The 12,026-nt window shown below is 55.8% G+C and carries 12 protein-coding genes; 4 read left to right on the top strand and 8 right to left on the bottom strand.

Annotated features, from left to right (window positions below; translation table 11 throughout):
* Window positions 1-640: 640 nt before the first annotated feature.
* From MTHE_RS00510 to MTHE_RS00530, 5 genes are all read right to left on the bottom strand, one after another.
* A complete protein-coding gene (locus tag MTHE_RS00510) occupies window positions 641-1,117 on the bottom strand; it encodes a phosphoribosylformylglycinamidine synthase subunit PurS (protein ID WP_011695298.1) in 477 nt (158 codons plus the stop codon).
* On the bottom strand, window positions 1,114-1,932 hold the full coding sequence (gene purQ, locus MTHE_RS00515) for a phosphoribosylformylglycinamidine synthase I (protein WP_232840864.1): 819 nt from the start codon (window positions 1,930-1,932) through the stop codon (window positions 1,114-1,116). The genes MTHE_RS00510 and purQ overlap by 4 nt, the downstream gene beginning before the upstream one ends.
* Window positions 1,899-4,205, bottom strand: coding sequence for a phosphoribosylformylglycinamidine synthase subunit PurL (gene purL / locus MTHE_RS00520; RefSeq protein WP_011695300.1), 2,307 nt, complete (start codon window positions 4,203-4,205; stop codon window positions 1,899-1,901). Before purL ends, purQ begins: the two co-directional genes overlap by 34 nt.
* Before the next feature lie 286 nt (window positions 4,206-4,491).
* Window positions 4,492-4,905 carry a hypothetical protein gene (locus tag MTHE_RS00525; RefSeq protein ID WP_011695301.1) on the bottom strand — a complete coding sequence of 138 codons (414 nt, stop codon included), beginning with the start codon at window positions 4,903-4,905 and terminating at the stop codon, window positions 4,492-4,494.
* A gap of 152 nt (window positions 4,906-5,057) precedes the next feature.
* The gene (locus tag MTHE_RS00530) at window positions 5,058-6,050 is read right to left on the bottom strand and encodes a glycerophosphodiester phosphodiesterase family protein (protein ID WP_175265640.1); all 993 of its coding nucleotides are present in this window, start codon (window positions 6,048-6,050) and stop codon (window positions 5,058-5,060) included.
* A gap of 139 nt (window positions 6,051-6,189) precedes the next feature.
* On the opposite strand from MTHE_RS00530, the gene pscS reads away from it, so the two are divergent.
* A complete protein-coding gene (gene pscS, locus MTHE_RS00535) occupies window positions 6,190-7,356 on the top strand; it encodes an O-phospho-L-seryl-tRNA:Cys-tRNA synthase (RefSeq protein ID WP_175265641.1) in 1,167 nt (388 codons plus the stop codon).
* A 14-nt stretch (window positions 7,357-7,370) separates the two neighbouring features.
* On the opposite strand, the gene MTHE_RS00540 is transcribed toward pscS, so the two are convergent.
* Entirely contained in the window at window positions 7,371-7,637 is a 267-nt protein-coding gene (locus MTHE_RS00540) for a hypothetical protein (RefSeq protein ID WP_011695304.1), read from the bottom strand.
* Between the two features lie 128 nt (window positions 7,638-7,765).
* Between MTHE_RS00540 and cfbA the strand changes: the two genes are divergently transcribed.
* The 3 genes from cfbA to cfbD are packed head-to-tail and all read left to right on the top strand — an operon-like array spanning window position 7,766 to window position 10,484.
* Window positions 7,766-8,155: a sirohydrochlorin nickelochelatase gene (gene cfbA / locus MTHE_RS00545; RefSeq protein ID WP_011695305.1), complete on the top strand. Its 390-nt coding sequence runs from the start codon at window positions 7,766-7,768 to the stop codon at window positions 8,153-8,155.
* Window positions 8,110-9,369, top strand: coding sequence for a coenzyme F430 synthase (gene cfbE / locus MTHE_RS00550; protein WP_232840865.1), 1,260 nt, complete (start codon window positions 8,110-8,112; stop codon window positions 9,367-9,369). The genes cfbA and cfbE overlap by 46 nt, the downstream gene beginning before the upstream one ends.
* Window positions 9,370-9,374: 5 nt before the next feature.
* Entirely contained in the window at window positions 9,375-10,484 is a 1,110-nt protein-coding gene (gene cfbD / locus MTHE_RS00555) for a Ni-sirohydrochlorin a,c-diamide reductive cyclase catalytic subunit (RefSeq protein ID WP_011695307.1), read from the top strand.
* 180 nt (window positions 10,485-10,664) lie between these two features.
* Here cfbD and MTHE_RS00560 read toward each other — a convergent pair whose 3' ends face one another.
* Window positions 10,665-10,964, bottom strand: a complete 300-nt coding sequence (locus MTHE_RS00560) for a YunC family protein (protein WP_011695308.1) — start codon at window positions 10,962-10,964, stop codon at window positions 10,665-10,667.
* 152 nt (window positions 10,965-11,116) lie between these two features.
* Window positions 11,117-12,004 carry a radical SAM protein gene (locus tag MTHE_RS00565; RefSeq protein WP_011695309.1) on the bottom strand — a complete coding sequence of 296 codons (888 nt, stop codon included), beginning with the start codon at window positions 12,002-12,004 and terminating at the stop codon, window positions 11,117-11,119.
* Between the last annotated feature and the right edge of the window lie 22 nt (window positions 12,005-12,026).

Raw genomic sequence — 12,026 nt, forward strand, 5'->3', positions numbered from 1 at the left:
GCCCAGAGGAGGTATCCAGCGTTTGCCATGAAACCACGACATGAAGGAGTTAGCTGCATGTATCGGACACGTTTTTGAAAGAAACCGGTCTGCATCACAAACGCTTTCATCCTTTTGGCATGCCACTATTGGTGCATGCAGGGTTCCAGTGGATTTGTGCAGTCTATTTTCAGACGTAAACACAGCAACTGCCTCAAAATTGCATCGAAAATCTAGCCAGAGCTCGGTTATGTCGATCAGTAGTGCCCAAGAATTCACAGTAATCAATGTGATGGGATGTGTCCGGGTAAGGATTAAGCGTCTCTGACATCCGAAAGCAGCAAGGCACAAGTTTCTGTATTCAGCTCTTATCTGGACACGTCCAAGTGATGCATCGATAGGATGCAGATTCATGACCGCCTCCGAATCGAGATGCATGCCAATCTCGAGATCGCTTCAACCTGAACCCACGCGATCCGGTTGCTGAGCAACCATCAGCCAGAAGCGCATGACAGGGCAGGTGCCGCTACAGAAGATCCTGGAAAGAGCGTGAAACCGAGCTTTCTGTATACTGGAGCATCCAGCCTTTCTGAGGTGCTGCTACAGAAGATCCTAAAAAGAGCGTGAAACAAAACGATTTTCAGGCCGGCCAGGCCTGAAATCAATTTAATTTGATAATCTCATATCTGTCCTTGTTTGGGTTGACCAGGAGCTCCTCTGCGATTCTCCTGGCCACAGACTCCGGATCATCCCCATCTATGTAGAGCTTCCAGATGTTGGCCCGCTGCACGGAGCGAACCATCTTCAGACCCAGTCTCTTCACCAGGCGATCTCTTATCGAGATGGCCTCTCCATCCTCGATCCAGAGGCTCACCTTCACGGGGACGCAGCCATTGCTCAGCTCCAGAGAGTTCACAGAGACCGCGAAGCTCTCCTTGTTCTCATTGACGAGCTCTCTGGTGAGCTGTTTTATGAGGGTCTCCGGATCGCTCACCTCATCCACCTCTATGCTCAGGAGCCTCTCCCGCATGACATCCCTGACGATGCCCTGGTAACCCATGCGCCTCAGAAGCGTGTTCTTCACGGTGGCAGCCTCTGCATCAGGTATCTTGAGCCATACCCTCAAATTGATCATCATGATCTCCTCTCCTCTATGTACCTCTTCATCGAATCGAAGATCTTCCTCCCCGGACCGTAGCCTGGAATCCGGGGATGTTTTCGCGGGAGCTGCCATGCGAAGAACGCCCTCTCAGGATGCGGCATCATACCCAGGACGTTGCCCTCAGGGTTGGAGATACCGGCGATGTTTTCCGTGGACCCGTTCACATTCACGGGGAACTCGTTGATTATCTCCCCCTGCGGGCTGCAGTACCTGAAAACGATCTGATCATCCTCGATGAGCCTCTCGATGACCTTTCTATCAGACGCAACAAGATTCCCCTCAGCGTGTGCAATTGGTATGCTCAGGATCTCACCTCTCCTCAGAATGTAGGAGCCGCTGCATCTCTTCTCCTCAGCGTCATGCCTGAGCATCGTCCAGGCGCAGTAGTACCCGCGGCGCACGATCTCTCCCCCCCGGATCATGACGTTTTGCGCAAGCGCCAGCCTAACTCCATCCCCGAAGGGCAGGATGCCCGACTCCACAAGTATCTGGAAGCCATTGCATATCCCTATGATCGGCTTTCCATTCGCAGCTTCCTCCCTCAGCGTGGCCATGACGGGCTCCTTGGAAGCGATCACTCCAGCGCGCACCCTATCCTGGTACGAGAAGCCTCCCGGAATCACATACCCATCGAACTCGCAGAGCTCCTGCTCAGGCCTGTTCCATCTGAAGATCTCTCCGTCCATACCACACTCTCTTACAGCCACAAGCGTCTCGTGCTCGCAGTTCGTGCCGGGGAACTGGATGACCGCTATCCTCATCTCATCGCCTCCCTCAGTCCGGAGCTCCATGCCTCTCTTGCCTCCTCCGGATCGAGCCTTACGAGCATCTTCCCGTCTCTCGCCATCTCGATGTCGCCGGTCGAGACGCTGCCGAGCCTCACCGGGTTCAGATCGTAGCTTCTGGCGATGCTGACGAACTCCTGCTCCGCACCATCCGCGACTTCCACTACGAATCCGGAGGACTCGGAGAAGAGGAGCTTGTCGGATCGCATATCTCCCAGATCCGATATGTCGATGGAGATTCCGTGATCGGAGAGCATGCACATCTCAGCCGCGGTTATCGCCATCCCGCCGTTCGATATGTCGTGAGCTGCCCGCAATATCTCCCGATCAACAGCATCTATGACCGTGTATATCATGGACCTCTCGAGCGGGAATCTGACAACCGGCACATTCGCCCCCGTGACCCCCCAGATGAGACGGTAGTACTCGGAGCCACCGAGCTCATCAAACCTGGGCCCAAGGAGGTATAGTCCATCACCAGCTTCCTTCAATGACATCGTGATCGCCCTGCTGATATCTCTCATTATACCAACACATGCTATGACTGGCGATGGGTCCACAGCCCCCTCAGGGGACTCGTTGTAGAAGCTCACGTTTCCGGAGACTATGGGAACAGGCTGGTTTGGATGGCCCTTGAGCCAGAGGTTCCTGGCAGCATCAGCGAGGCCGCGAACGGATTCCCTGAACTCCCAGAAGGCCTCAGGCTTCTCCGGGTTGCCGAAGTTCAGGCAGTCCGTGAGCGTCGATGGGGTTGCGCCTATGGCGGCGACATTGCGCATCGCCTCAGCTACTGCCGTGGCCCCGCCCCAGTACGGGCTGATCCTTCCATAAAACGGGTTTGAATCCACGGACAGCGCGATCCCGAAGTCCCTTTCCCTGATCGGTGCCAGGAGGCCTGCATCTGCCTCTCCAGGCCGAATCACGGTATTACCCTGAACCTCTGTATCGTAGTACCTGTAGATGTGCTCCCTGGAGGCGATGTTCGGGGATGCGAGCATATCGAGCATCACCCGGTTGAGATCCTCGGGCATTCTCACATCAGGCTCAACGAGGTTTCTGATCCTGGGCCGCCAGACCCGCTCATATCTTATCCCGCCGGTGAGATGCTTTATGGGTACATTCACAACCTCCTCGCCCCTGTGACGAACTATGTATCTGTCGTGTGTTGTCACCCTGCCTATCACGCTCGCCCTCGCACCCTCGTAGACGTTCGGCAGGTCCCAGTCCTCGTTGTATATCTTCAGAATCCTCTCGCGGAGCTCCCTTGGAGCTATTATCAGGAACCTCTCCTGGGTCTCGGCTATGCACAGAACCTCGGGTGGGAACTCTCCCGCAACGTGAAGCCTGTCGAGATCGATCTCCATGCCGTAGCCCCCGGCTGCCCCCATCTCCGAGGATGCACACGTGAGCCCACCACCACCCAGATCCTTGAAGCCTATCTCGACGCCCTTCTCGCGCACAAGCCTGAAGAGATCCTCGTTTGCCTTGAACAGAACGTTCTTCAGGAACGGATCCGGGATCTGGACCGCGCCGCGGTTCGCCTCCTCCTCTTCCTCCCTGAGCGTGTCTGATGCGAAGATCACACCACCGAGACCTGATGAATCGGTTGGCTTTCCGATAAGGATGACATCATAGCCCTTCTCGCCGGAGCCCGGCGGCGCGCGTGACCGTATGATCTCATCTCTTCTCACCACACCAATTGCAACCACGTTTACGAGACAGTTGTAGTCGAAGCATCTGCTGAAGACGACATCTCCAGCGATGACCGGCACGCCCAAAGCATTGCCGTACTGCCAGATTCCATCGACCACGCCCTCCGCAACCCAGCGGACCCTGCTCGACTCCCGACCGTACGGATCCCCAAAGCGGAGGGGATCTGCAGTCGCGACGACCCTCGCGCCCATGCAGTTCACATCGCGCACGATTCCCCCAATGCCTGTCGCTGCACCCTCATTCGGAAGTATCTGGCTGGGGTGGTTGTGGCTCTCGTGGGATATCACCACACACCATTCATCATCTATGCTAACAATCCCTGCGTCTTCGACAGGGCCGAGAACAACGTTTGGCCCCTCAGTCGGCAGGAACTCTCTCAGCACAGCCCTGCTGCTCTTGTACGAGCAGTGCTCAGACCACATGGCATCGTAACAGAAGAGCTCAGCTAGTGTCGGATCCCTTCCCAGGATGGACGCTATGGAACGCGCCTCTGATGCAGACATGCCGATTCCTGCCTTCCGTAAACTCGATTCGAGCTCGCTATCGGCAAGACCGATTACCTTCAATGAACTACACCTCGAATGTGAGTTCTCGCGTCTGGGCTGCTTATGAAGATATCGATGCGGCAGGAAGGATGCCAGAGACAATCAGAGGACCGCCAGCTGAAGTCAAGACGGGTCTGCAATCCACTCTCATCCACGAACTCCGGATCTCAGAGGGGGAACGTCCCAGAGCATTCGCCCATGTACCTGGGATATGAGATCAGACAAGAAGACACATTAAAATATAATATAACAGCCCAGCTATGGATGGCCACCTGATATTAAAATATGCCGCATATGAATGCGGCTTTCAGTTCATCTGATGAAGCTTGTAGAGCCCGGTCTGGACGATCGGGACCGGATCCTGTGGTGTCCAGTCGTTTCTGAGGAAGTCGTATATGGCATATCCAGAGGCCTGAAGCTGCCCATCCTTGTCCGGCCATGTTGCATAGTCCACGGGGGGCACGAACGAGCTTGGCACCCAGTCGCCCTTCAGCACGCTGTATATGTTGGCGGTGCTGTTTGCGAGCGTCTGGTTCTTATCAGGCCATACCGCTGTATCGTTTATGGGCGTGAATGTGCTTGGAGCCCAGCTGTCGTTGAGGAATGCAGCTATTGATTCTGTGGTCACGATCTCAGACTCGGGGGACAGATAGCTCACATCAACCCCCATAACCGGGATCAGCATCAACAAAGCAACTGTGAGTGCTATGATCGCTCTCATGATTCTCGCGGTACTACGGGAATGCGGATAAAGCTTTCTGTCGTCGACCGCCGAATGCTCCGGGGATATGCAGGCTCAGGAGCATATGAGCGCGATGTGCATTATGAAACTGTTAAACATCTCGGTGATCATATAGGTAGAGGTCGCAGAATTCATGAGCCGGTCCCCTTCCCAGCGCGGTCTGCTCTGCGGAAGCACCCCCTTCCAGTGGTGCCGAGAAAGTTCTTCAGCTCCTCTGTTCCAGCATCCGGGTTCGCCTCGAGATACCTGGCGACCTCGGGTATGTGGACCAGAACGCAGTCTATGCATGACCAGAACCTCTTCCCCCTCTTCGTTCTCACAAACCTGCCCAGCTCTGGGTCCTTGCATGGGTAGAGCGGGCAGAAGCAGTGTGTGCAGTCCTGCCCCTCGAAGTGATGACACGGGTAATACTCGCAGTTCTCCTGCCCTGTGTTTCTTGGAGGTGCTTTCAGCACATCCCTTATCGCGCATGGATCATCGGTGACAATGCCATCAGCCCCGAGCCTGAGGAGCCATGCCGCCCTCTCAGGGGTGTTGACCGTCCAGGGGTAAACCTTCAAACCGCTTTTATGTGCGATCTTGAAGATGTTCGGGCTCACCCTCTTTGGAAATATCGCATCCGCATGCGCATCCAGGGCCAGATCCACAGGGTTCACGGGCAGGGATGATATGATGATGCCGGTTTTTATCCCCTCCGCGCCCTTTTTCTCTCTGAGAAGCTCACTGAGTTCCAGCACGCTTCTGTGGTAAAATGATGTCACAACTGCGTTCAACCCAACAAGCTCTTCCAGTAGAAGCTCCTCCAAGCCCTCCTCCTTCATCTCGACGATCGGCTGGATTCCGAGAACCTCAGCGAGCCTAAGAGCCTCTTTCAGCGTCGGCACTGGCTCTCCACCCGCATCCAGACCTCTGAGCTCCCCGATGCTCAGATCCTCCACTCTGCCTGAGCCGTTCGTTGTCCTGTCAACAGTCTCATCGTGCATTAGGACCAGAACGCCATCCGAGGATAGACGCACGTCCATCTCGACCATATCGGCTCCGCATGAATGCGCCTTCCTTATTCCCTGCAGCGTGTTCTCGGGAGCCAGAGCTGGAGCACCACGATGTCCAATCAGTGAGACCATCGATCGAGTATGGTGGAGCCATGTATATTCCATTTTTGGAGATGAACACGCTCAGCACGCCATAACATGAAACGCCCCATCTGGCTCTCTGCTGTGGAGATGGAAAAAGTTATCACGAATGCAGATGAGCACCATTCTGATGCCATCCAGTATCACATCAAAGCTCGATAAGTTCAGGTGCATGAAGAGGAGCATCTCGGAGATAAACCTCGACCCCCTCCAGAGGGGAGGCATTCTCACTCCTGAGGCAAGGGCGGCTCTCGTCGAGTGGGGTGATGGTTATTCCGTCTGCGACTTCTGCGAGGGGATGCTCGACAGGGTGAGGAATCCCCCTGTGGAGGAGTTCGTTCACGAGATTCTTCCCCGGTTTCTGGATGTGGATGATGTGCGCATAACCCACGGGGCCAGGGAGGGTATGTACGCTGCGATGCATTCTCTATGTGATGCGGGCGATTACATCGTTGCAGATGGGAATGCGCACTACACAACCGTTCTCGCCGCAGAGCGCGCAGGCCTCGAGATCTCGTATGTGGAAAACAGCGGGGAGCCTGAGTACACCATAAACCCGGAGGGATACAGGGAGGCGATAAGGGATGCTGCAGACCAGGGATACAGGGTGAGCATGGCAGTGCTCACGTATCCCGATGGCAACTACGGGAATCTTGTGGATGCGAGAAGGGTTGCGGAGATCTGCCACGAGGAGGGTGTGCCGCTGCTCCTCAACGGGGCGTACTCCATAGGGAGAATGCCCGTGAGCGCCCGCGAGCTCGACGCTGACATAGTTGTTGGCAGCGGCCACAAGTCCATGGCATCATCAGGTCCGATAGGAGTCCTGGGCGCGAAGCAGGAGTATGCGGATATCATATTCAGACGCTCGAAGAGCAAGAAGAACAAGGAGGTCGAGCTCCTGGGGTGCACTGTTCGTGGTGCGGGGCTTCTTACCATGATGGCAAGCTTCCCGCATGTCCTGGAGCGCGTCGGAAGGTGGCAGGAGGAGGTTGATAAGGCGCGATGGTTCTCGTCAGAGTTGGAGGAGCTTGGAATCGAACAGCAGGGCGAGAAGCCTCACAACCATGATCTGATGTTCTTCAAATCTGAGAGGCTCTACGAGATCTCGAAGAGCGCCAGGAAGGGCCGCTACTTCCTTTACCACGAGCTCAAGGACCGCGGGATATGCGGTATCAAGCCCGGGCTCACAAGGCAGTTCAAGCTTAGCACGTATCTCATCCCCAGGGAGGATCTGGAGCGGGTGGTCTCAGCGTTTCATGAGATCATCGAGATGGGCTCCAGGGTGGAGGCTGAATAGAGCGAAGACGGCGCTCATGCACACCTCTCCCTGATCTCGGCGAGCTCGATGAGCGGCTCAAGCACCTCTCTCGGTATGAATATGCTCCCGCCGGTTCTGTTCATGGCGACCCATGTGTTGAGCGATGTGCATATTGTAAGGACAGATCTCTCATCTGAGACCCTGGATGCTATCTCTGAGACGATCTCGCTCTTGTTTGTGATCGTCAAACCATGAGCGCACTCGATCGCCTTCAGGTGCATCAGCGCCCTTCCGGCGACCCTGGATCCGGATTCCCCCATAACACATTCTCAATTAACCTCACAGACCATAATTTTTCCGGTAGATCTCCATGGGGTAGATTTATTACACATGAGATCGAGCTGCATTAACACTGAAATATGAAAAAGTAGCAAATGGAGCTTTGAAGATGGAGGACATAGGACTTCTTGTGCTCGGGCATGGCAGCACGTTGCCTTACAACAAGGCGCTGGTGGAGGAGCTGGCAGGGATGATAAAAAGAAAGCACCCAGGGCCGGTCAGGACCGCTTATCTCAATGCCAATGATCCGAAGATACCAGAGGGTCTCATGAGCTTTGCCGGCACCAATGTGAGGAAGATCGTGGCCATTCCGCTCTTCCTAGCAGCCGGGGTGCACACACTGGAGGACATCCCAAGGGAGCTGGGAATACCGAAGGGCAAGCACGTTGGTGTTATTAAAATAGATGGCAGGGATGTGGAGGTGACATGCGCCGAGCCGCTCGGCGTCGATGAATGCATTGCGGATCTCGCCTATCGGAGGGCCAGAGAGAGCTTCTAGGGCCGGTGGCCGTCCTCGACTCGATACATGGCGCAGGGATCATAGCATCGAGGCTCAGAGAGCTCGGCATCGATGCAGAGGCGCTAGAGGTATACCACAGCAATCACAGCGTGGAGAGGTTCTCGCTCGTTGTTGCTCCCGTGCACCTCTCCCCTCAGAACAGCTCACTGTCAGAGGCCAGACGGCTTCGAAAGAGGATCATATCGCATCACAGAGCAGTGGGGATGATCCTGGGCGAGCGGGACTTCAGGGCTGTTGAGATAACGGGGACGAGGGGGAAGACAACCACCGCCCTCCTGCTGGCGCTTATGCTCTCGCACGATATGCGCGTCGTCTCGCACACCACCAGCGGAATCGAGCTCTGGAACCGCGGGAGAAGATCGCTCATCAGATCCGGCCTGAGCATAACCCCCGGGAATCTCATAGCAGCTCATCAGATCGCATCAGAGGAGAGAGCTGATTTTCTGATCTCAGAGGTATCACTCGGTGGCACCGGAGCATTTGATGTGGGGATTATAACAAGCCTCGCAGGAGACTACCTCATAGCAGGCGGGTCGATGTGGGCGAGCACCGCCAAGCTCCAGATGCTCTCTCTCTCAGATCCGGATGCGAGGATCGTGGCGAACACGGATGCGAAGCTCTCTGCTGATATCACATTTGGCCATGGCGGTGATGTGAGGATCTGCAGGAGATCTGCTGAGATCAGGGGGAGATCGCTTCCCCTGTCGCTGGACGAAGCGCTGGATCTTCCCGCATATTCCGATGGGATCGCAGGTGCGCTGGCAGCCGCCATCTCGATTGGAGTGAATGTAAAGGATGCGGCGGATGCCCTTGAGGGCTTCCAGGGCTTCGAGGGCCGGATGGCGCGGTATCAGCTCGATGGTGTCAGCGTCACCGATAACTCGAACTCCGGGCTGAAGGTCTCAGGCATCGAAAGGGCGCTCGATCTCGCCTCTGGTGGTCGCACATGTCTCGTTGCGGGAGAGGATGCAGAGAGCGTCTGCGAGGGTCTGGATATTGATGCCCTTTTGAAGATGATCAAGTCGAGAAGGAATGAGATAGACGAGCTCGTGCTGGTCGGAAGGAGGCTTGAGCCGTACGCCCAACAGCTCGGAGGATGCACGGCACGCAACTTCCAGGAGGGGCTCGAGGTCGCTCGCAGACTCGTCTCCGCGGGGGACCATCTGGTTTTATGTGTTAAATGCTTCAGGTGATATCGATGAGTACAGAAGTTCAGGTTATTCACCCACGCCCCAGCTCGATAGTGGCGGCCCTTTACACCCTGCGTGATCTCGGCGTGGATGTGATCATACTCCACGGCCCCAGCGGATGCTGCTTCAAGCACGCGAGGTTGCTGGAGGAGGATGGTGTCAGGGTTCTGACCACAGGCCTCGATGAGAAGGGCTTCGTCTTCGGAGGGCAGGAGCAGCTTGTGAGGCTCCTGAGAAGAGCTGTGGAGCTGTTCCATCCGAAGATCATAGCTGTCGCTGGAACATGCAGCAGCATGATCATAGGCGAGGATCTGCACAAGGCTGTGGTGGAGGCGAATATCGGCGTCCCAGTGATAGAGGCTGAGGTTCACGCCGGATACAGAGACAACACAAAGGGCGTGATCATAACACTTGAGGCGGCAAGGGATGCTGGAATAATAGATGATCAAGAGCTCAATCGACAGAAAAAGCTCCTGGAGAAGGCGACGGAGATAGAGAGGCTTTATGGGGCAGCGAGCAGCGAGTACCTGCCTCCCGAGAGGGGCGATGTCAAGTTCGTCGTTGCCTCGAGGCTCCTGGATCTTCTCATGGAGGGCAAGCGCGGGCTCAACATACTCAACGCGAAGAAGGAGACCGCGTACATGTTCGCGGACATCAACCTCTCTCTCATAGAGGTCGCCAGGGCGCTGGGGTGTGAGGAGAAAATAAGAACTCTGGCGAACCTAGACTCTGTTGTTGGCCTGCCAAAGGTGAGGAGGGATGCAGGGAACATAGCAGGCGCTCTCATGGAGAGAGGGATGAACTTCGAGATCACAGGAGGTCTTGATGAATATCCAGTCTCGGGAGAGCGCATCGCAGATATGATTGAGGGGGAGGCGTACGACTTCGCCGTGATCTCCGGCGTTCCGCATGCGATACCGATCGATGCGCTTGGCGGAATGGAGCTCTTCTCGATAACAAACGGCCCACGCCAGGTCAGGCCTCTGAGGGATATGGGCCATCACCATGTTGTGGTGGAGATAGATCTTCACCCCAAGACGATGGGCGTCAGCACCATCGTCGAGTCCGAGTTCGGCGCCACGCTGAGGGAGATCGCGAGGAGAAGAGGGGTTCTGTGATCTGAGCTGATCCGGATAAATCGCGAGGCGTGCAGGCGGCTCGATGACTGGAGACCCCCGCTCCATGGCGAGGGGGGGGCTTCTAGTTGTGCGCTGACTGGTATTCCTCCATGAGGGTTCATCCATGGTTCCATCCATGTGGTTGCTGGCATCTCCCCACGACCGCTGCACGTGGAGGAGCTACAGATGCTCGAGCGCCTCGCGTCCTGACATACCCTCTTTTATGCCGAGCTTTCTGGCCGCGCTGTTCGCCTCGAATACCTCTCCCCTCAGGAGATCATCCACGGTTGCTATCAGACCTCCGGTGCTCGACCTCACCCTCGCTGCTGGATAGCCGTGCCGATCGAGGGCGCTGACATCATATGCGCCGCAACCCACCATCCCACGATCAGTGACCGCGCACACCAGCTTGAGAGATCCAAGACTTATCACGTAGCCGTCCGCGACCTTCCTGCTTAGCTGGACTATCTCGTGAATCAATCGATTCTGCCTCCCTTATCTTTCCATTTTGATGTTGAGTAGTGCACTCGCATCGTTTAGATCGATAGCACATGACCTCACAGAACCCATGAGTTTTGCCAGTGAATGTCGATCCCCTACAATCCGGTGATTCTAGCCCACAACCTAAATCTCTAACGTGTCTGGAAGTATATCTTCCCATCGCGGATGCTGCGTGAGATCCTCCCGGCGTCCTCGAGTATCTTTAGGTACTTCACGGTATCCTCATAGATCAGGCCGGACTTGCTCCGAAGCTCCTCCAGTGTCATGGGTTCGCGAAGGAGATCTGCGATCCTCTCCTCCTCCACCTCCGGCACACTCCAGTCCCAGTCCGGTATCAGCTCAGCGCCTTTGAATAGCCGGAGCATCCTTAGCATCTCATCTCTCCTCAGCGGCAGCACGGGCTCCGCTGGCGGCCTGACCACTGTGTTGAGCTGTATTCTGTCAGGCTCTATCTCCGCAGCGGCTCTGGCGATCAGCGGAGTATCAGACTCGTTTATCTCCCGAACGAGCATCACCTCTAACCACATCTCTCCTCCGAACTCAGATCTGAATGCCCGCAGCCCCTCGATGATATCCTCTATCTTTAATCCCGCAGCAGGCCTGTTTATCCTCTCGAATGTCTCCTGCGTGGCTGCATCGAGAGAGGGAAGAACAAGATCTGCCTGAGCCACCTCCTTCCTGACATGTTTGTAGATGAGAAGACTGCTGTTTGTTATGACCGCAATTGGCCTGTCGATCTGCTTCCTCGCGGCCCGTATGATCTCCCCAAGGCCTGAGTGAAGCGTCGGCTCGCCGGATCCTGCGAACGTCAGGTAGTCAAAATCGACACTGGAGACACGTGATATTTCTCTGATGACAGCCTCCTCAGGAACGTAGCGGTCCCTCCGCATTGTCAGACATGTCGTGGCACCTATCTCGCAGTAGCAGCAGTCCATGCTGCAAGTCTTGAGTGGCAGAAGATCCACGCCCATCGAGAGGCCGAGCCTCCTTGAGAGAACAGGCCCGAAGATGTACCGCATCCCGTAACGCAGATGCGGATCT

The sequence above is a fragment of the Methanothrix thermoacetophila PT genome (assembly GCF_000014945.1).
GTDB lineage: Archaea > Halobacteriota > Methanosarcinia > Methanotrichales > Methanotrichaceae > Methanothrix_B > Methanothrix_B thermoacetophila.

Coding starts and splice junctions, on each gene's coding strand:
- MTHE_RS00510 (WP_011695298.1), bottom strand. CDS start 1,117: ATGATGATCAATTTGAGGGTATGGCTCAAGATACCTGATGCAGAGGCT.
- MTHE_RS00540 (WP_011695304.1), bottom strand. CDS start 7,637: ATGGGGGAATCCGGATCCAGGGTCGCCGGAAGGGCGCTGATGCACCTG.
- purQ (WP_232840864.1), bottom strand. CDS start 1,932: ATGGAGCTCCGGACTGAGGGAGGCGATGAGATGAGGATAGCGGTCATC.
- MTHE_RS00530 (WP_175265640.1), bottom strand. CDS start 6,050: ATGGTCTCACTGATTGGACATCGTGGTGCTCCAGCTCTGGCTCCCGAG.
- cfbA (WP_011695305.1), top strand. CDS start 7,766: ATGGAGGACATAGGACTTCTTGTGCTCGGGCATGGCAGCACGTTGCCT.
- pscS (WP_175265641.1), top strand. CDS start 6,190: ATGCCATCCAGTATCACATCAAAGCTCGATAAGTTCAGGTGCATGAAG.
- MTHE_RS00565 (WP_011695309.1), bottom strand. CDS start 12,004: ATGCGGTACATCTTCGGGCCTGTTCTCTCAAGGAGGCTCGGCCTCTCG.
- cfbE (WP_232840865.1), top strand. CDS start 8,110: ATGCATTGCGGATCTCGCCTATCGGAGGGCCAGAGAGAGCTTCTAGGG.
- MTHE_RS00525 (WP_011695301.1), bottom strand. CDS start 4,905: ATGAGAGCGATCATAGCACTCACAGTTGCTTTGTTGATGCTGATCCCG.
- cfbD (WP_011695307.1), top strand. CDS start 9,375: ATGAGTACAGAAGTTCAGGTTATTCACCCACGCCCCAGCTCGATAGTG.